This window comes from Planococcus chinensis (assembly GCF_042681545.1).
In the GTDB taxonomy this organism is placed as follows: domain Bacteria; phylum Bacillota; class Bacilli; order Bacillales_A; family Planococcaceae; genus Planococcus; species Planococcus chinensis.
Genome location: NZ_JBHUFW010000005.1, coordinates 385,701 through 403,461, shown reverse-complemented (window position 1 = coordinate 403,461; position 17,761 = coordinate 385,701). Strand labels below are relative to the sequence as shown.

The 17,761-nt window shown below is 55.1% G+C and carries 21 protein-coding genes; 14 read left to right on the top strand and 7 right to left on the bottom strand.

Translation table 11 applies throughout. From position 1 onward, the window contains the following. Positions 1 to 302 precede the first annotated feature (302 nt). The 8 genes from ACFSDB_RS09555 to ACFSDB_RS09520 all read left to right on the top strand — a co-directional run bounded on the left by ACFSDB_RS09555 (position 303) and on the right by ACFSDB_RS09520 (position 8,189). A complete protein-coding gene (locus ACFSDB_RS09555; protein WP_204892072.1) occupies positions 303 to 1,271 on the top strand; it encodes a YncE family protein in 969 nt (322 codons plus the stop codon). Next, a complete protein-coding gene (locus tag ACFSDB_RS09550; protein WP_204892071.1) occupies positions 1,249 to 1,923 on the top strand; it encodes a response regulator transcription factor in 675 nt (224 codons plus the stop codon). The genes ACFSDB_RS09555 and ACFSDB_RS09550 overlap by 23 nt, the downstream gene beginning before the upstream one ends. Further along, positions 1,920 to 3,308, top strand: coding sequence for a sensor histidine kinase (locus tag ACFSDB_RS09545; protein WP_204892070.1), 1,389 nt, complete (start codon positions 1,920 to 1,922; stop codon positions 3,306 to 3,308). The genes ACFSDB_RS09550 and ACFSDB_RS09545 overlap by 4 nt, the downstream gene beginning before the upstream one ends. Before the next feature lie 168 nt (positions 3,309 to 3,476). Further along, the gene (locus ACFSDB_RS09540) at positions 3,477 to 4,001 is read left to right on the top strand and encodes a FixH family protein (RefSeq protein ID WP_204892069.1); all 525 of its coding nucleotides are present in this window, start codon (positions 3,477 to 3,479) and stop codon (positions 3,999 to 4,001) included. A gap of 145 nt (positions 4,002 to 4,146) precedes the next feature. Continuing rightward, entirely contained in the window at positions 4,147 to 4,764 is a 618-nt protein-coding gene (locus tag ACFSDB_RS09535) for a TetR/AcrR family transcriptional regulator (protein WP_204892068.1), read from the top strand. 134 nt (positions 4,765 to 4,898) lie between these two features. Beyond that, complete coding sequence (gene pdhA, locus ACFSDB_RS09530) at positions 4,899 to 5,966, top strand: pyruvate dehydrogenase (acetyl-transferring) E1 component subunit alpha (protein ID WP_204892067.1); 1,068 nt, start codon at positions 4,899 to 4,901, stop codon at positions 5,964 to 5,966. Continuing rightward, complete coding sequence (locus ACFSDB_RS09525; RefSeq protein WP_204892066.1) at positions 5,957 to 6,937, top strand: alpha-ketoacid dehydrogenase subunit beta; 981 nt, start codon at positions 5,957 to 5,959, stop codon at positions 6,935 to 6,937. The genes pdhA and ACFSDB_RS09525 overlap by 10 nt, the downstream gene beginning before the upstream one ends. 22 nt (positions 6,938 to 6,959) lie before the next feature. Continuing rightward, positions 6,960 to 8,189 carry a dihydrolipoamide acetyltransferase family protein gene (locus ACFSDB_RS09520; RefSeq protein ID WP_204892065.1) on the top strand — a complete coding sequence of 410 codons (1,230 nt, stop codon included), beginning with the start codon at positions 6,960 to 6,962 and terminating at the stop codon, positions 8,187 to 8,189. 305 nt (positions 8,190 to 8,494) lie between these two features. Here ACFSDB_RS09520 and ACFSDB_RS09515 read toward each other — a convergent pair whose 3' ends face one another. From ACFSDB_RS09515 to ACFSDB_RS09505, 3 genes are all read right to left on the bottom strand, one after another. Further along, a complete protein-coding gene (locus tag ACFSDB_RS09515; protein ID WP_204892064.1) occupies positions 8,495 to 8,821 on the bottom strand; it encodes a four-helix bundle copper-binding protein in 327 nt (108 codons plus the stop codon). Between the two features lie 191 nt (positions 8,822 to 9,012). After that, positions 9,013 to 9,213, bottom strand: coding sequence for an SHOCT domain-containing protein (locus ACFSDB_RS09510; protein ID WP_204892063.1), 201 nt, complete (start codon positions 9,211 to 9,213; stop codon positions 9,013 to 9,015). A 14-nt stretch (positions 9,214 to 9,227) separates the two neighbouring features. Beyond that, positions 9,228 to 9,512, bottom strand: coding sequence for an SHOCT domain-containing protein (locus ACFSDB_RS09505; protein WP_204892062.1), 285 nt, complete (start codon positions 9,510 to 9,512; stop codon positions 9,228 to 9,230). 183 nt (positions 9,513 to 9,695) lie between these two features. Here ACFSDB_RS09505 and ACFSDB_RS09500 point away from each other — a divergent pair, with 183 nt between their 5' ends. Further along, positions 9,696 to 10,238, top strand: a complete 543-nt coding sequence (locus tag ACFSDB_RS09500) for a GNAT family N-acetyltransferase (protein WP_204892061.1) — start codon at positions 9,696 to 9,698, stop codon at positions 10,236 to 10,238. Positions 10,239 to 10,290: 52 nt separating this feature from the next. Here the strand turns inward: ACFSDB_RS09500 and ACFSDB_RS09495 are convergent, their stop codons facing one another. Beyond that, positions 10,291 to 10,476: a CsbD family protein gene (locus ACFSDB_RS09495; protein ID WP_204892060.1), complete on the bottom strand. Its 186-nt coding sequence runs from the start codon at positions 10,474 to 10,476 to the stop codon at positions 10,291 to 10,293. A gap of 105 nt (positions 10,477 to 10,581) precedes the next feature. On the opposite strand from ACFSDB_RS09495, the gene ACFSDB_RS09490 reads away from it, so the two are divergent. Beyond that, positions 10,582 to 11,193 carry a 3'-5' exonuclease gene (locus tag ACFSDB_RS09490; protein WP_204892059.1) on the top strand — a complete coding sequence of 204 codons (612 nt, stop codon included), beginning with the start codon at positions 10,582 to 10,584 and terminating at the stop codon, positions 11,191 to 11,193. Between the two features lie 48 nt (positions 11,194 to 11,241). Here ACFSDB_RS09490 and ACFSDB_RS09485 read toward each other — a convergent pair whose 3' ends face one another. Next, positions 11,242 to 12,048 carry a metallophosphoesterase gene (locus ACFSDB_RS09485; protein ID WP_204892058.1) on the bottom strand — a complete coding sequence of 269 codons (807 nt, stop codon included), beginning with the start codon at positions 12,046 to 12,048 and terminating at the stop codon, positions 11,242 to 11,244. A gap of 222 nt (positions 12,049 to 12,270) precedes the next feature. Here ACFSDB_RS09485 and ACFSDB_RS09480 point away from each other — a divergent pair, with 222 nt between their 5' ends. The 3 genes from ACFSDB_RS09480 to ACFSDB_RS09470 are packed head-to-tail and all read left to right on the top strand — an operon-like array spanning position 12,271 to position 14,853. Beyond that, the gene (locus ACFSDB_RS09480; RefSeq protein WP_204892057.1) at positions 12,271 to 12,996 is read left to right on the top strand and encodes an ABC transporter ATP-binding protein; all 726 of its coding nucleotides are present in this window, start codon (positions 12,271 to 12,273) and stop codon (positions 12,994 to 12,996) included. Beyond that, on the top strand, positions 12,993 to 14,021 hold the full coding sequence (locus ACFSDB_RS09475) for an ABC transporter permease (protein WP_204892056.1): 1,029 nt from the start codon (positions 12,993 to 12,995) through the stop codon (positions 14,019 to 14,021). The genes ACFSDB_RS09480 and ACFSDB_RS09475 overlap by 4 nt, the downstream gene beginning before the upstream one ends. A gap of 22 nt (positions 14,022 to 14,043) precedes the next feature. Further along, complete coding sequence (locus ACFSDB_RS09470; RefSeq protein WP_204892055.1) at positions 14,044 to 14,853, top strand: class I SAM-dependent methyltransferase; 810 nt, start codon at positions 14,044 to 14,046, stop codon at positions 14,851 to 14,853. Positions 14,854 to 15,044: 191 nt separating this feature from the next. Here the strand turns inward: ACFSDB_RS09470 and ACFSDB_RS09465 are convergent, their stop codons facing one another. Further along, entirely contained in the window at positions 15,045 to 15,401 is a 357-nt protein-coding gene (locus tag ACFSDB_RS09465) for a DUF1801 domain-containing protein (protein ID WP_204892054.1), read from the bottom strand. A 12-nt stretch (positions 15,402 to 15,413) separates the two neighbouring features. Continuing rightward, complete coding sequence (locus ACFSDB_RS09460) at positions 15,414 to 15,932, bottom strand: helix-turn-helix domain-containing protein (RefSeq protein ID WP_204892053.1); 519 nt, start codon at positions 15,930 to 15,932, stop codon at positions 15,414 to 15,416. 178 nt (positions 15,933 to 16,110) lie between these two features. On the opposite strand from ACFSDB_RS09460, the gene ACFSDB_RS09455 reads away from it, so the two are divergent. Next, entirely contained in the window at positions 16,111 to 17,415 is a 1,305-nt protein-coding gene (locus ACFSDB_RS09455) for an MFS transporter (RefSeq protein WP_204892052.1), read from the top strand. Positions 17,416 to 17,761 lie beyond the last annotated feature (346 nt).

Below are 17,761 nucleotides of genomic sequence, written 5' to 3'. Positions count from 1 at the left end.
TCCGTGAACGCAAATAAAATTTGTTAAGCGCAAATAAAACTTCCTGAACGCAAATAAAGTTTTCCAAACGCAAATAAATCCTGCTGAACGCAAATAACCGCTCAGTTCAAAGAAGACAGTCCGCAACGCGGGCTGTCTTTTTCAATGAGAAGGGTTTATTCGCCAGCACTGGCAGGTGGCGTTGCTGTCTACCACGGAGACAGGACCATTTCGCAATTTTCCGTGGCAATTGAGCGGAACTTCACATGGATTTCGCATTTCCGTTGTATACTTTCCACATGATGGAGCAAAGGATGATTGGAATGAAACACAAAATAGGGGCGCTCGGCGCGGCGGCGCTCATGCTGCTGCTCGGAGCATGTTCCGGAGAGAGCTACGAATGGCCGGAAGGCGAGAACCAGCTGTTCGTGTCGCATATCAAAGAACCGGTGCTGACAGTCATCGGCAACGGAGAAGTGCAGGCGGAGCTCGAGCTGCCGTTCATCGCCTTGGACATGGTGATGGCGGACGGCAGGCTGGTGCTAGCATCGAAAGAAGAGGACGAACTGTATGCGCTTGATCTGGAGACGCAGAAGTTGAAGCCGCTCGGCAAAGCGGGTGAAGGCATCACGAAGTTAGCGTATGCCGGAGGCAAGCTGTATGCGGCGTATGCGGATGCCAATCGGATTTCCCGGATTGCGCTGGCGCCGTTCGCTGTTGAAGAAACCGCAGAAACCGGCAGCCATCCGCATTCGATGGCTGTGGACGGCACGACGCTGTATGTGACGAATGTCTACGGCCATACGGTGCAGGCGATTGATACGGAAACCATGGCGGTGGAAGAAAGCCACGACATCATCGGCCGGCCGAACGGCATCGCCGTAATCGACGGCGGCATCGTCGTCGGCGGCCACGGCCCTTACGGCACGCTGAACGACAGCGTCTACCGCTATTCGCTTGATGAGGAAAAGACGGTCCAAACCGTGAAGACGGGGCTGATGCCGGTTGAAATCATCGCGGGCGGCGGAAACCTTTTCGTGCTGAACCACGGATCGCACGACGTCGTGAAGCTGGACGGACAAACGCTCGAGCCGGAAGGCAAAGTGGCTGTGGGCGACAATCCGTATTACGCGGTCCTGTCCGGCGGCAAATTATACGTCAGCAGCATGGACGCCGATGTGGTCACAGAAATCGACGCCGAAAGCTTTACGGTCACAAAAGAGATTCCGACGGCTTCCGGGCCGCACGCGATGGTGCTGGAGGAGGAAGATGATGAAAATCCTGGTGATTGATGATGAAGGGACAATGCAGGACCTGCTGCGGCTCATGCTTGAAGGCGCTGGCTATAGCGTTGCGGCGGCAGCCAGTGGCGAAGAGGGCATCCGCCGTTTGCAGGCGGAGGCGTTTGATTTTGTCATTCTCGATGTGCTGATGGGCGGCATGGATGGCTTTGCCGCTTGTGCGGAGATACGGCGCTTCACGTCCGTGCCGATCCTGATGCTGACGGCCATTGCCGGAAGCGAAGCGGACAAAGTGAAAGGGCTGCGGGCAGGGGCGGACGATTACATGGTCAAGCCGTTCTCGAAACAGGAGCTGCTCGCGCGCATCGAAGCGATTCTTCGCCGCACCCGGGGAACGGCCCCGGACGCTGAATGGACGAATGGTCCGCTCGCGCTGAACGAGAAGATGCGCATGGTGAAGGTCGCCGGCTCGCCGGTCGTGCTGACGCGGCGCGAATTCGACCTGCTGGCGTTTTTGCTGAAGCACCCGGAGCAGGTGTTTTCCCGCGAGCAATTGATGGAAAAGCTATGGGGCGAACAGGCGTATAACGTCACCACGCGGACGGTCGATACCCACATCAAGACGCTGCGGATCAAGCTTGGCGAAGCAGGCGGGGCGATCGAAACCGTCTGGGGCCTCGGCTATAAGCTGGTGAAACGATGAAGCCGTACCGTTCCGTAAAAACGAAATTATGGCTCTTGTTCGCCGGGATTTCATTCGCCGGGATCGCGCTGTTGCTGTTCGTCGCGTATTCGGTCTATGACGAGGTTTACGTCGAAGCGGAGCGCGGGCAGCTCCACGACTTGGCAGAAGCGCTGCGCGAGGCGTATGTGGCGGGCGACGCAGCGGAACTCGAACGGATCCTCGCTTTTTTGCAAGACGCGGGATTCGACGCGCTCGCCATCGATGACCCGATGGTGCTGGGGGCGGCCTTGCCGCTGCAGGCGCCTGAAGGGGACGTCATCATCAATTTCGAAGAGCGCGAAAAGCTGTCGCAAGGCGAAGCGGTGGTCGTTGAGCGGCGCAACGCCTATGTCGATGCGGACTTGATTGGCGTGGCGCTGCCTGTCATCAAGGACGGGAACTTGCAGGCACTTGTATTCACGTACCGGCCGGTATCGGAACTCAGCGAGGCATTCCTGAATGTGCTGCCGGTCCTGCTCGCATCGGGGGCGCTTGCGCTTGCAGCGCTTTACGCCATCCGCCGCCGCATCCAGAAAGAATTCATCGGACCGGTGGTGGAGCTGCGGAATGCTTCGGACGCTATGGCGGCGGGCCGATTTGAAGGCGGAGCGGCGCCCGCTGTAAACAATGAAGTCGGCGACCTCACGCGGTCGTTCAATGCGATGGCCGCATCGATCCGCGAAGAAGATGAAAAGAAACGCGAATTCCTGCAGAACTTATCCCATGAATTGCGGACGCCGCTCAGCTATATGAAAGGCTATAGCGAGTGGCTGCAGGAGCCCGGTGCGGACCAGCGGCAAATCGCGGCCATCTTGTACCGGGAATCAGAGCGCATGGAACGCATGGTCAGCCAGATCCTGGATTTAGCGAAGCTTGAAGGTGGAGGCGGAGACCTGGCGCATGACCTGCTGCCGCTGAGTGAAATCGTGCGCTCGGGCATCGAAAACACCGCCGTGAAATGGCAAGGGAAAGTGCAGCGGCTCGGAGCCGGCTTGGACGAAGAAGTACTCGTCTATGGCGACGAAGACCGGCTGCTCCAAGTGGTAGTCAATCTGCTCGACAACGCCATTGCCTATACGCCGGACGGCGGTGCGATCACGGTCCGCCTCGAAGCAGAAGGCCGCGAAGCCGTGCTGCGTATAACCGATACCGGACCAGGAATCGCGGCGGAGCATTTGCCGCATGTGGCCGAGCGCTTTTACCGGGCCGAAAGGGGCCGTACGCGCAACGGCGGCGGGGCGGGCATCGGCTTGTCGATCGTCAAAGAGATTGCCGAGCTCCACGGCGGCCGCCTGAACGTAACGTCGGCAGAAGGCGAAGGTACGCAGGTCGAGGTCCGGCTGCCGCTCGCCGAGCTGAGCTGATTCCGGCTGGGCATGGAAAGTTTGGATGAAAAGAGGCATGGCGCCAATCGCGCCATGCCTCTTTTGAGTTGTCAGAACAATTTTATTTTATTTATTTCACAAGCGTTTCACAATTGCCCATTAAGCTGATCGTATTGGAACAATTTCAGTTTAATGGAGGGTTAATTCATGAAGAAGTTATTGGCTTTGGGTGCGTTCGGTTTGCTGCTCGCCGGCTGCGGAGCGGAAGAGGAGCGCGCGGACAGCGCCTCAGCGGCGGAGCAGGAAGTGCATCCATTGGAAGTCGAAGTGCTGACCGAAGCGGCAGGCGAACCGGGCGAATGGACGCTCGAAGCATATGTGTCGCAAGGCGGCGAAGCGGTGGACGATGCGGATGAAGTGAAGTTCGAAGTGTTCGAAGCCGGCAAGAAAGACGAAAGCGTGAAAATCGATTATGCGAATGTGGAAGACGGCGTTTATTCCGTGGAGCACACATTTGCGGAAGAAGGCGTCTATTATTTCATCCCGCATGTAACGGCGCGCGGTATGCATACGATGCCGACGCAGCAGGTGATTGTCGGCGACGTATCGGCCGAGGAAATCCGTGCTGCTGAAGAAGCGATGGCGAAAGCGAAAGAGAAAGAGGCAATGAAGAACGGACACGGCTCCGGCATGGAAGGCATGGAATCCGGCGAAGGCCATAGCGGCAACTGAGCGTAAGGCTCGGTCCAATAAAAAACGGCACCCGAATCCCCGTGATTCCGGTGCCGTTTTTCGTTGGCTGCCAGCGCCGTGCAGAATTTTCTTTCCTATCAAAAACCGCTTTATGCTAAAATAATGACACTCAGGGGGTGGGGACATGGCAATGGCGAAAAAGGACAGCATGACGGAGCGCGGCGGCCGGACACGGGAAAAGATTCTCGGGGCGGCACGGGAAGTGTTCAGCGAAAGCGGCTATAAGGATACGACGGTATCGCTCATTGCAAGCCGTGCGAAAATCGGCTACGGCACGGTCTATGCCCATTTTCCGGCCGGCAAGGACGAAGTGCTGCTGGAAATCATGGAAGACATCATGGGCGACTTTTATGAAATCGCCACTGCCGAATACACCCCGGCGTCCAAAGAGGAAGCGTTCCGTTTCACGCTGGCGAATACGAAGAGCTTTCTCGGGCTGGCATCGCTCCACCGCGACTGGCTGGCGCTGTTCTACGAAGCGTTCGGCCAATCCGAAATGGTCCGCGTCCGCTGGGATGAGATTACGGAGCGTTTTATCGCCCGCATCGCGAAAAACGTCGACATCGTAAAAGCGAAAGGGCTTAGCCGCAATCCTCATTACGATTCGCTCGTCATCGCGGGCTCGTTGTATTACCCGGCCGAGAAATACGTCTGGAAAATCGCGCTCGGCAAAAACGCACAATCCGCTGAAGAAATCGCGCACAATATTGTGGAACTGTATACATACGGCCTTTTCAAATAAAACCTTCCCTTGCGGAAGGTTTTATTGTATGGAATGAAAAATCGGAAAAGAGAAGTTGACACCATGTCAATCTATTATACAATTAATTAACAGAAAATAAAATTTATTCAAAAATCAATTGGGGAGGTCAGGAAATGTGGATTCAACAACAAGGGCTTCAAATCGAAACAGCGGCTTATATCGATGAACAGGGCAACGCGCTGCGCGATGATTTCAGCATCAATGATGAAGAATTGATTGAAATGTATGAATGGATGGCGAAAGCGCGGACGTTCGACCAGCGGGCGATGAAACTCCAGCGGCAAGGGCGCATCGGCACTTATGCTCCCCTGCAGGGGCAGGAAGCGGCGCAGATCGGCAGCGCATTCGCCATGCGGGAGGGCGACTGGGTGTACCCGAGCTACCGGGAAATCGGAGTATCGCTCGTCAAAGGTATGCCGATGTCGAATTTCTTCTTGTACACGATGGGGCATCTCGAAGGGCTTGCGCAGCAGCAGGCAAACGTATTCCCCGTGCAGATTATCATCGGCGCCCAATGCCTGCATGCAGTCGGCGGCGCCTGGGCGAGCCGCTACCAGGATGAAGATAGCGTGAGCATCGCCTATATCGGCGACGGCGGCACATCGGAAGGCGACTTCCACGAAGCGCTGAATTTTGCGGGCGTCTATAAATTGCCGGTCGTTTTTGTCGTCCAGAACAACCAATGGGCGATCAGCGTACCGATCCACAAGCAGACGGCAAGCACGACGATTGCACAGAAAGCACTCGCTTACGGCATCACGGGCATCCGCGTTGACGGCAACGACGCCGTGGCGGTTTACGAGACAATGAAAGCGGCAATCGAAAAAGCGCAGAGCGGCGAGCCCGTCCTCCTTGAAGCGGTGACGTTCCGCCAAGGGCCTCATACGACGGCGGACGATCCTGCGAAATACCGGCTGCCGGATGAAGAAGCGCGATGGGGCGAGAAAGATCCCCTGGAGCGAATGAAGCGGTACATAACGGGGCTTGGCATTTGGGATGAAGCGCAGGACGTTGCGTTGTTCCGCCAGGCGGACGAGGAAGTGACCGAGGCGTTCAGTATTGCGCTCGCTGAAGAGAAGAGCCAGGTCGCTGACGTGTTCGAGAACGTCTTCGAGCGGAAGACCAAGCAACTGGAAGAACAGCAGCTTGATGTGAAAGGGGCGGAATATTCATGGCGATGATGACGATGGTGCAAGCCGTGAACCGCGCACTGCACGATGAAATGGAACACGATGGAAGGGTTCTCCTGCTTGGCGAAGATATCGGCAAAAACGGCGGCGTGTTCCGGGCGACCGATGAGCTGTATGCGAAGTTCGGTGCAAAGCGCGTCGTCGACACCCCGATTGCGGAATCAGCGATCGTCGGTGCGGCCATCGGCATGGCGGCAAGAGGCTTAAGGCCAGTCGCAGAAATCCAGTTCATGGGCTTCATTTACGAGACGATGGACCAGCTCGCGGCACAAGCCGCGCGCCTGCGCTTCCGTTCAGCCGGCACCCGTACTGCCCCGCTTGTGGTACGTGCGCCTTACGGCGGCGGCATCCGCGCACCGGAGCTGCATTCCGACAGCCTGGAGAGCCTGTTCGCGCATACGCCGGGATTGAAAGTGGTCATGCCGAGCACGCCGTACGATGCAAAAGGGCTTTTGGCTGCGGCCATCCGCGACCCGGATCCGGTTTTATTCCTCGAGCCGATGAAGCTGTACCGGGCCTTCCAAGAAGAAGTGCCGGAAGAGGATTACACAGTCGAAATCGGCAAGGCGAACGTCGTGCGTGAAGGAAGCGACGTCACGATCATTACGTGGGGGCCGCCGGTGCATACCGTCAAAGCGGTAGCCGATCGGTGGCAGCGGGAAAAAGGCGTATCGGTCGAAGTGATCGACCTGCGCACCGTCTCGCCAATTGATGTGGAAACGATTGTGGCCTCTGTGGAAAAGACGGAGCGCGCCATCATCGTCCATGAAGCGGTGAAAACCGGCGGCGTCGGCGCGGAAGTGGCGGCGATCATCAGCGAGAAGGCGGTCTACAGCTTGTCCGCGCCGATCCTGCGGGTTACCGGTTTTGATACCCCGTATCCGACGGCGATGGTCGAAGAAGACTGGCTGCCGAACGAAAAACGCATCAGTGCAGCATTGACCGCCATTTTGGACGAATAAAACCGGAGACAGGAGGAACGGTATGCCGACCTATAATTTTACGCTGCCCGATATCGGAGAAGGGCTGCACGAAGCGGAAATCGTCCGCTGGCTGGTGCAGCCGGGCGATCAAGTGAAAGAAAATGAAAACATTGTCGAAGTAGGGACCGACAAGGCGGTCGTCGAGATTTCCGCGCCGGTCAGCGGCACCATCCAAGCGCTCGGCGGAAGGGAAGGGAGTCAGGTGAAAGTCGGCAAGACGCTTGTCGTTTTCACGGATGTATCAGATGAGCGGGCGCATGGAAAAGCGGCGGAAGCGATCGAGCTTCCGGCCGTCCCCGTGTCGCACCGGGTGGAACGGAAGCATGGGGAGCGGATCTTGGCAGCGCCGTCCGTCCGGAAAGCGGCGCGGGATGCCGGGGTCGATCTCCGGGAGGTGGCGCCGACCGGAAAAGGCGGGAAGATTCTTGCAGCGGATCTGCAGCGGCATCTGGGAGCGGGCGCTGGCCAGGCTCCAGGAGTGGCAAGGCAAGCTGCTCCTGTGACCAAGATGCCGGAACAGCTGGCCTTTGCTGAAAGTGCATGGCCGCGGACCGAGCCGATCACGGGTACGCGCCGGGCGATTTTCAACCGGATGACCGCGGCAAAGCAGCACGCCGTCATGTGCACGGGGATGGACGAAGTGGACGCCACGGCGCTGGTCGCGCTGCGGAGCTCCCTGCTGCCGCATGCGGAAGGGCTCACGTACTTGCCGTTCATCATCAAAGCCATCACGCAGAATTTGAAAAAGTACCCGGTCTTTAATTCCTCAGTCGACGAGGACAATATGGAAATCAGGTATCACGAGGCAATCCACATCGGCATCGCGACCGCGACCGAACAGGGGCTGCTTGTGCCGGTCATCAAAAACGCAGACCGGAAATCCGTCCTCGAGATTGCGGCGGAGATCACGGAGCTGACGCAGCGGGCGCGCGAGCGGAAACTGGCGCCGTCGGAACTGACCGGCAGTACGTTCACCGTATCGAGCACCGGCAACGGAGGCGGCTGGTACGCAACGCCGATCCTCAACCATCCGGAAGTTGCGATCCTCGGCGTCCACCAGATCAAAAAACAACCGATTGTGGTGGGTGACGAAATCCGCATCGGCCACTTGATGGGCATGTCGCTGACGTTCGACCACCGCATCATCGACGGCGAACCCGTCGGCCGGTTCATGGGCGGCGTCAAAGAGCTGCTCGAAAAGCCCGAACTGCTCGTGCTGTCGGCGCGGTAGTGGAGCGGGGGAGTTTTCTGAACGAGCGTAAATTTCTCCAAGCGAGCGTAAAACGAAGATGCCAAAAGAAAGGGCGCTTTTCGTGGCGCGGAAAGCATGAAACCAAAGGGTTTGGGGCTCCGATTTTGGTGTCGAATTTTGTTGAACGCAAATAACCGGCCCGCGAACGCAAATAAAACTTTTTAAGCGCAAATAAAACTTCCTGAACGCAAATAAAATGAAACGAACGCAAATAAAATTACCCAAACGCAAAAAACACCAAAAAACCCCTCCGCGATGGAGGGGTTTTCGCATGGATGGACGTATTACGCAACGCTTCTGCAAGCTTCTGCGCATTTGAAGCAGGCTTCTGCACAGCGCTGGCAATGGTCGTGGTCGTGTTTCTGGCATTCAGTTCCGCATGCTTCACAAATCGTCGCACATACTGCCGCCAGTTCGGAAACGAACGGGGAGTTGCGCGATATCGCATGTTCCAGGTACCCGCAGATGTCTGCGCATTCACGGTCCAGCCGAATGCATTCAGCCATCATCTTCACGTCGTCTTCCTTCAGGCAAGCGTCAAAACAATGGTTGCAGGCCGTTACGCAATCGTGCAAAGTCTGGATCAATTGTGCATGTTGTTCATGTGCCATCAATAAAACCTCCATTTTCAGATTTTAAGCTTCCTTCTTCTCATTCCCGGTGAAAAGGAAGCTAAACGGAAAATGGTGAACTCCACAGAAACTGCACATTTCAAAACAGCCTGCGCATCCGGGTTTACCGGCTACCCGCGTTTATCGCCCTCGAGTTCAAGCAGCCGCTCCCGGTATTCTTCTGTGCCGATTTACCCTCGGGCATAGCGCTCCTTCAACAGGTCGACGGCCCGGCTCGATTCGGGCGCCCGGCTGCCATTGGCGCTTTTCCGGCTTACATACGCAATCAGCCAAACAATCAAAGCCAGGAAAATCAGCAGGACGATAATCCCGAAAATCATGCCAAACCACATCATGGCGCTTCCACCGGAATTCGGTCCATAATTCCACATGCCTCTCACCTCCGTCATTCTTTTCGGTGGTTCCTGTGCAATAAGTGCCGGCGGGCGGTGTCTTCGAGCTCACACATGCTGCGCCGGTATTCCTCTTCCGTGATTTCGCCGCTATTGAATTGCTCTTTGAGAAGCCGCGCCAGGAAATTTGCGTAATTGACTTTTTCCACTGTCGAGCCGATGCGCCGGGTGTAGAAAACCAATAGGAAAGCCAGGACGAGCAAAGCGATATGGATCAGCAAAAACCAGCCGTAGCGAGGGTCTTCCCGCATAAGGGGAATAAAACCAGCAACGGGCATAGCGTCCGTCTCCTTTCTGCCAAATTCGTAAATTCCGCAAGGGAAGAGCCGCTTTTATTACCTTCAGTGTACACCCAAATAGAGGAATATCTCTAGTTATCTAGAGGCGGAATTTTTAAAAAATAGTTTCGGCAGAAAATAATTATGCTACGATAGAAATAGAATATAGGAGGTAATTGCCATATGTTTGTACACCGGATTGACGAGGAATTAGCATTGAAATTGCCGGAACTGCGGGATGCGGAGCGGATATTCGAACTGACCGACAGTTCACGCGCTTACTTGAAAGAATGGCTGCCGTGGCTCGATTTCACCACGGAACTAAAAGACACACAGAGTTTCATCCAGTCTGGGCGCGGCAATTATGCAGAAGGCAAGTCACTTGGCGTAGCGATCGTCTTCAAAGGGGAAATCGTCGGCATGGGCGGCTTCAACGACATCGATGGCTCGAACAAGATCGCGAAGATCGGCTATTGGCTCGGCGAGAGCTACCAGGGCAACGGCATCATGACGCGCGTCGCCCGGGCGCTCACCGACTATGCGCTGCACGAGCTGAAGCTCAATAAAGTCGAAATCCGCTGCGCTTCCGGCAATCTGAAAAGCCGCAGCATCCCCGAACGCCTCGGGTTTGTGCAGGAAGGCACGATCCGGCAGGCGGAATGGCTGTACGACCACTACGTCGACCATGTCGTCTACGGTGTGTTGGCGGACGAATGGAATAAGTAGACCTGAAAAAACCCCCTTGCAGCTGATGCTGCAAGGGGGTTTCAGTTTACCATTATTTATTGAACCCTTTTTTAATGTCGCCGATTGTGTCTTGGATATTGCCTTTGGCTTTGTCTTTTTTGCCTTCAGCTTGGAGATTTGAATCACCTTTAGCATTGCCGACTTGGTCTTTCAATTCGCCTTTGCCTTTGCTGACTGCGCCTTTAAGTTTATCGCCAAATCCTTTGTCTTCTGCCATGATGAGTTCCTCCTTTATAATTATACTACTCTTTATATAGCCTCAAAAAGGAAAAGTTAAACGTTTTTCGGTACAATAGAGGGAACCGAAAAAAGGAGGGACAGCATGGATAAACGAGATCCCAATCAAATCATCGACCAGAAACTGAGAGAAACGCGGCCGCCGTGGCGCAGAAGACAAGCGCCGGCACAGCCGAAAAAATATAAATCAAGCATGAAAATCGAAGAGAATTATGTCGTCCTCGATTTCGAGACGACCGGCCTGAAAGCGGGCAGCGATAAGATCATCCAGATCGGTGCGGTCAAGTACATCGGCCACAACCGCGAAGACACGATGTACCTGCTTATCAATCCGGAATGCCATATCTCCAATACGATTACGCGCATCACCGGAATTACGAATGCAGACGTCAAGGACGCACCGGTCATCGAGGAAATCGCGCATGAATTGATTCAGTTCATCGAAGGGCTGCCGATTGTTGCGCACAACGCGCCGTTCGACATGGGCTTTTTGTATGCCCTTGAAGAAATCACGCCGATCCCCGAATACACGGTCATTGATACTGTGCGCCTGGCGCGAAAAGTGATCACCGAAACGCCGAACCATAAACTCGGGACGCTTTCGCAATTCCTTGAATTGGAGCACAACGCGCATGATGCGCTCGGTGACTGCCTTGTCACAGCGGAAATCTACCAGTACTGCGCAGCGAAAATGTAACGAAACAGCCGCCGGCACGATGCCGGCGGCTGTTTTTTATTCACGGCGCTAATCGATCTCGATCATTTTGATCGTGGAGGCGATTTCCTCTTCGGCGGAATCGGTCAGCCATTCGGAAGGGTAATAGCCGAGGGGGTTGCAGATCACTTCGATTCCTTCGTACGTTTCGTGGTAGCGCAGGTGGATATGCCCGAAGATGTATTTTTTTACACCGTATTTCAGGGCGAGTTCGCCGTAGCGTTCGCTGCCCATCATGGCATTGAAGAAATCCCAGCTGCCGATGTTTTTGACGCGCAAATAATGCCGGAACGGGATGACATGCGTCACGAGGATGATATTCCTGCCCTCGTATTGCTGGAGCCAGGCTTCCAGCCGTTCGAGCGACCGGCGGGTTTCTTCCGCATCGGAACCCGGCCAATGGGCGTATTTCATGTCCGGCCAGTGGTAATCCTTATAGGTGCCGGCCGCAAATTCCTCTTCAGAAAAGCCGTCGACGCCGAATGAATAATCGTACCAGCCGCCGTCGCCGATGATGACCCAGTCGTTCGCGAGTTCCACCGGCCCGTTCCCAAGATTTCCGGGGAAGCGCAGCAGCTTTTCATAGGCCGCTTCGGAGTCCGGCGCATAGATGTCGTGATTGCCGTTGACAAACAATAGCCGCGTCCCGGGGACCTCCTTCTGAAGCCGGTTCAAAGCGGCCAATGCCTTGTCCGGATCGGCTGCGATATCGCCGCTGATGATGAAGATATCCGGCGAATGTTCAAGGATCCAATCGGCCAGCAGCCCCAAAATATCGCATTCCGTCTTCTTCCGGTTCAACCCTTCATGAATATCCGACAACACCGCAATCTTCACATTGGGCTCCTCCTCTTCGTCGTGAGCTCTTGATCTCAGTATAACGCAATAATGATAACTAATAAAACAATTCTGATAATTTTCGGGAATGGGCTCCTCTTTCAGGACAAAATGTGTAAAATGAAAGCTAAGCAAGGTGAAAAGAAAAACGGATTTCAGCGGCTGAGTATTGCCGATTTACCAAAGTGCAAGGCATTCATTTCCGGGAAAAGGGGAATTGCCATGAAGGATGCGGTCAACCTGCAGGGAGTCAGCAAGCATTACGGCAAAAAGCAGGTCCTTGAAAATGTCGATATGGACATTGGGGAAGGGGCGATCTACGGGCTGATCGGACCCTCGGGTTCGGGAAAGACGACGCTGGTTAAAATGATCATCGGCCTCATACTTGCCGACAAAGGCTCTATCCGCGTGCTCGATGCCGAGATGCCGAATTTGAAGATGCTCGAGCGGATCGGCTATATGGCGCAATCCGATGCATTGTACCTTGAACTGACCGGGCGGGAGAATCTGGCGTTTTTTGCCTCGCTGTACCCGCTGAAAAAAGCGGAGAGCCGCAATCGGCAGGCATATGTCGCCGATATCGTCAACCTGACCGGTGAACTCGACAAAAAAGTCGAGGCCTACTCGGGCGGCATGAAGCGGCGCCTGTCGCTCGCCATTGCGCTCGTCCACGACCCGGCCCTGCTGATCCTGGATGAACCGACGGTCGGCATGGATCCCGAACTCCGGCTGACGGTGTGGGATGAATTTTTCGAATTGAAAAGGGAATTTCAGAAAACCATCGTCATCACGACCCACGTCATGGACGAAGCGGAGCGGTGCGATGTAGTGTCGTTGGTGAGGGACGGACATATTCTTGCCACCGGCTCTCCCGTGGAGCTGAAAGCGGCATACGGTGCTGGAAACCTGGAAGATGTGTTCCTGAAGGCAGGGAGGGAGCATCCATGAGGATTCTTGCAGTCATCAAGCGCATCATCAAGCAATTGCTGCGGGACAAGCGGACGCTCGCGCTGCTGTTTGTGGCGCCGCTTTTCATCCTGACGCTGATGTACTTCTTTTTCGGCGGGGAAACGGTGGTGCCGGACCTTGGTGCCGTGGACATCGATGAGCGGCTGGCCGAAGCGCTCGAAGAACAGGACATCAACGTGATCGCTTTAGACGAAGCGGACCGGCAGGACGTTATCGACAACGACCTGGACGGGTTGCTCGTCTCGGAAGGCGGCGGGCTGAGGCTGACGCTGCAAAACGATGAACCGGGCACAGCGAAAGCCTTGCTCGCCAAGGTCAGCCAGACAGCCGCGATGCAGAGTTTCAGCCAGGGGATGCCGCCGGCCGGATTGGCCGAAGCGGACTATATTTACGGCAGCGAAGACACGGTGTTTTTTGATGTGTTGAGCCCGGTGCTCATCGGCTTTTTCGTATTCTTTTTCGTGTTCTTGATTTCAGGCATCGGGCTTTTGAAAGAACGGGTGTCGGGGACCCTTGAGCGGCTCATGGCGACGCCGATCCGCAAAAGCGAGCTCATCACCGCCTATTTGGCGGGATTTGGCTTGTTCGCTGTCATCCAGACCGTCATCGTCGTGGCGTTTTCGATTTTCGTCCTGGATGTCGTCCTCGCCGGCTCGGTCTGGCATGTGCTGCTCATCAACCTGCTGCTGGCGCTCGTCGCCTTGTCGCTTGGGATCTTGCTGTCGACGTTCGCTGCGTCGGAATTCCAGATGGTCCAGTTCATCCCGCTTGTAGTCGTGCCGCAGATTTTCTTCGCCGGCATCTTCCCGGTCGAAGGTTTAGCGGACTGGCTGCAGGCCATCGGCAAAGTCATGCCGATCTATTACGCAGCGGACGCTCTGAAGGCGGTCATGTACAAAGGGCTCGGCTTCGATGCAATCGCAGGGGATTTATTGGCATTAGCGGTATTTGCCGCCGTTTTTATCACATTGAACATCTTTGCGCTGAAGCGCCACCGGGCGTGACGGAAAAAAAGGAGGAATCCCATTGTTAGGCTATTACAGTAAATTATCTTCCGAAGTATATGATTTGGACAAGCCGGTCGGCAGTTCGTTCGGCGATGTGGAATATTATGCAGAGCGGCTTCTCGAATGTGACGGTCCCGTCCTTGAGCCCGCAGTCGGCACCGGGCGCATGCTCATCCCGCTGCTCGAACAGGGCTTCGACGTCGACGGCTTTGATATGTCGACCGAAATGCTCGAAATCTGCTGGACCAATTGCAGCGAGCGGGGGCTCGATCCGCTCGTCTTCGAAGCGTCGATGGAAACGTTCGAAAGCGAACGCGATTACGGCGCCATCATCATCCCGACCGGCACGTTCCTGCTCCTGCATGAACGCGAAGCGGCGATTCAGGCACTTCATAACTTCTTTAAGCACCTGCTGGACGGCGGCAAGCTGATCGTCGACGTGATGCTGCCGGGCAACATCGAGCTCTACCGGGAAAACATCCGGACCTGGACGACCCCAAAAGGCGAGGTCATTACAGTGGAATCGAAAAAAGTCGAAGTCGATTGGGTCAAGCAGTATTCCGTCGGCCAGAACCGCTACGAGAAATGGCACGCCGGCAGCCTCGTCGATACCGAACTTGAACGCATCCCGATCCGCTGGTACGGCATCGACGAATTCAAGGATTTGCTCGAGAAGGTCGGCTTCACCGATATCACCATTTCAGCCGACTACGAATACGGCAAAACTCCGTCGCGCCCAGGGCAGACAGTCACATTTGAAGCCGTGGCGAATAAAAGCGGCGCGGAACATGCCGGTGAAAAGCTGATTCATCAGGAAGATGAGGACTGAACGGATTTTAATAAAAGTATAGATACTAAAAAAGAAGTCCAGTCCATTGCGGATCGGGCTTCTTTTTCATTGCTCGGGAGATTTTCTGCAGAATCGTATTTTAACCTTTGCTGAGCGTATTTATTGAATCGTTGAGCGTATTCCGAAATCCGCCCCCCAGAACAATAAAAAAAACACCCGCAAAGGTGTTTTTATTTTTTATTGAATTCGATCGCTTCCCAGATCAGATTCTTGAACGGTTCGGGTTGGATGTCGGCAGTACGCTTGATGCGGATGTGGCGCATTTTCGTGCCATCGCCTTCGAGGAGGCCGCCCCGGTCTTCGAGCTGTGCGCCCTGGTAGAAGCCGAAGTTGATGTGGGTTTTCGCCGGCTGCAGATAGCAGACGAGCCCGTCATGTGAATAGCTCGGCTTCGACCATTTGATTTCTTCCACCATGTTCTCGGACGCTTCGAAGATCAATTCGCGCAATTTCCGCGCCGTTTCCTGTACCGGGCCGTCCAGTCCGTCGAAAAACGGATCGGCCAATGGATTGTGCAGCTGTTTCATCAAATCGCCCCTTTACTTCATTTTGGATGACACGACTAAAAACCGGACGGGTTGGTCCGTCAAGTTGAACCAATAATGCTTTTTCCGTGCATCGAACATCGTCGATTGCTGCGGCGCCAGTTCAGACTGCTTGCCGTCGACTTCGACCGTCAGGACGCCTTCTGTGACGAATAGAAACTCATAGCCGTTATGCGAAAAGGCGCTGCCTTTGTTCTCGCCGGGCTGCAGCGTCACCAGAATCGGCGAAAAATCCGCTTCCTGGATGCCTTCGGATAAATCCTTGTAATGGAAAAGCTCGAGGCGCCCCGCCCAATCGTCGTGTTCTGTGCTGCCGGAGAAAAACGCGCTTGGTGCGACATTCAGCGCATCCGCAATTTTCCGGAGCGATTCGAGCGTGACGCCCGACTTTCCGCGCTCGACCTGCGACAGGAAGCTGATGGAGACATCGGTCCGTTCGGCCAGTTCTTTCAGCGTCAGCTTGCGCTCTTTCCGAAGTTTTTTCAATGTGCTGGAGATAGGGCTTTCTGCCATAACCGGTTCCTCGCTTTTCTTTGCGGTATACCCTTATCTTAACGTTAAATAAAATCCATGCAAATGAAAAAATAGGCACATTTCCCGTATTGACAGAAAATTGATAAATGTCTAATATCGAAAACAGGAGTGAAAATTAAAGCCACACTTCAATTTTATTCGACAAGGGGGATTTGGGATGTCCAACAAACAAATGCGCCGCATTCTTATCGCGAGCCTGGTGGGAAGCTCGATCGAATGGTTCGATTACTTCCTGTACGGCACGATGGCGGCACTCGTCTTCAACCAGCTGTTCTTCGTCAACGAGGATCCGACGGTCGGCCTTTTATTAGCTTATGCATCATTTGCCTTATCATTTTTCATCCGTCCATTCGGCGGAATCGTATTCAGCCATATCGGCGACCGCATCGGCCGTAAAAAGACGCTCGTATTGACACTCAGCTTGATGGGATTTGCAACGTTCGCCATGGGGCTATTGCCGACTTACCAGGCAATCGGCGTTGCAGCACCAATCCTATTGATCACACTTCGCCTTATCCAGGGGTTGGGGATCGGCGGAGAATGGGGCGGCGCGCTCCTGCTTGCCACTGAATATGCACCGCCGGAACGCCGCGGCCTGTTCGGCAGCATTCCGCAGATGGGCGTTACCATCGGAATGGTCATGGGGACCTTGGCGCTGTGGATCATGACGCTTCTACCGGAAGCTTCGTTCATGACTTGGGGATGGCGCGTGCCGTTCGTCCTGAGCGCATTGCTCGTCGTGTTCGGCTTGTGGATCCGCAAAGGCATCGACGAGACGCCGGAATTCAAGCGCGTACAAGAAGCGGGCGAGATTCCGAAATTGCCAATCGTGGAAACGTTGAAATACCACTGGCGCGCTGTATTGATCACCATCGGCGCGAAAGTCGTGGAAACGGCGCCGTTTTACATTTTCAGTACGTTCGTCGTGTCCTACGCGACAGCGAATCTCGGCTTCACGCGTACGGCGACGCTGTCGGCAGTAATGATTGCGACCGTAGTCACGACCATCCTCATTCCGATCATGGGCCACCTGTCGGACAAGGTCGGCCGCAAGAAATTGTACATCGCCGGCACCGTGGCGATGGCGCTGTTCGCATTCCCGTATTTCTGGATGCTGCAGCAAGGGTCTGTCGCATTGCTGATCCTCGCAACCGTCATCGCACTTGGCGTCATCTGGGCGCCGATCACGGCTGTGCTCGGCACGATGTTCTCGGAGATCTTCGATGCGAAAGTCCGCTACACCGGCGTATCGCTTGGCTACCAGATCGGGGCGGCAGTCGCAGGAGGGACAGCACCGCTGGTTGCAACCGCGCTGCTTGCCCAGTTCAATAATTCCTACGTGCCGGTCGCGCTCTACATCATCTTCACGGCGCTTGTATCCTTGCTTGCCATCTGGGCGGTCAAAGACGTCAGCGCGAAGAATGCCACAACAAAAGTCCGGGCGCAGGAAAGCCGCGCTTGATCATTTAGGATTTCTTATTTGGACGCTTCGACAAGAAGGAAGTAATCAATAGATCCTCCACTTCAGGCGGACGCTTTCCGCGGGCTCGCGCCGAACTAACAAAGAACTTGTGCTCCTGCGCAAGCTCGTCGCAAATACTTGCCCTCGCAAGCTTCGGTCAAGCATTGACTAGCGTCCGAGTGGATTTCGGCACTTCGCTATCCCGCAGGTAAACCCGGTGCTCCTGCATCGCTGCGCTGCTTCGTCGCAAACAAGTCGGCCGAACTGCTTTCGGCCAACTTGCTCGCCGCCTTCCGTTGCGGACCCTGAAGCCAGCGGCTTGTGCCTTGTAGATTAAAGCAGGATC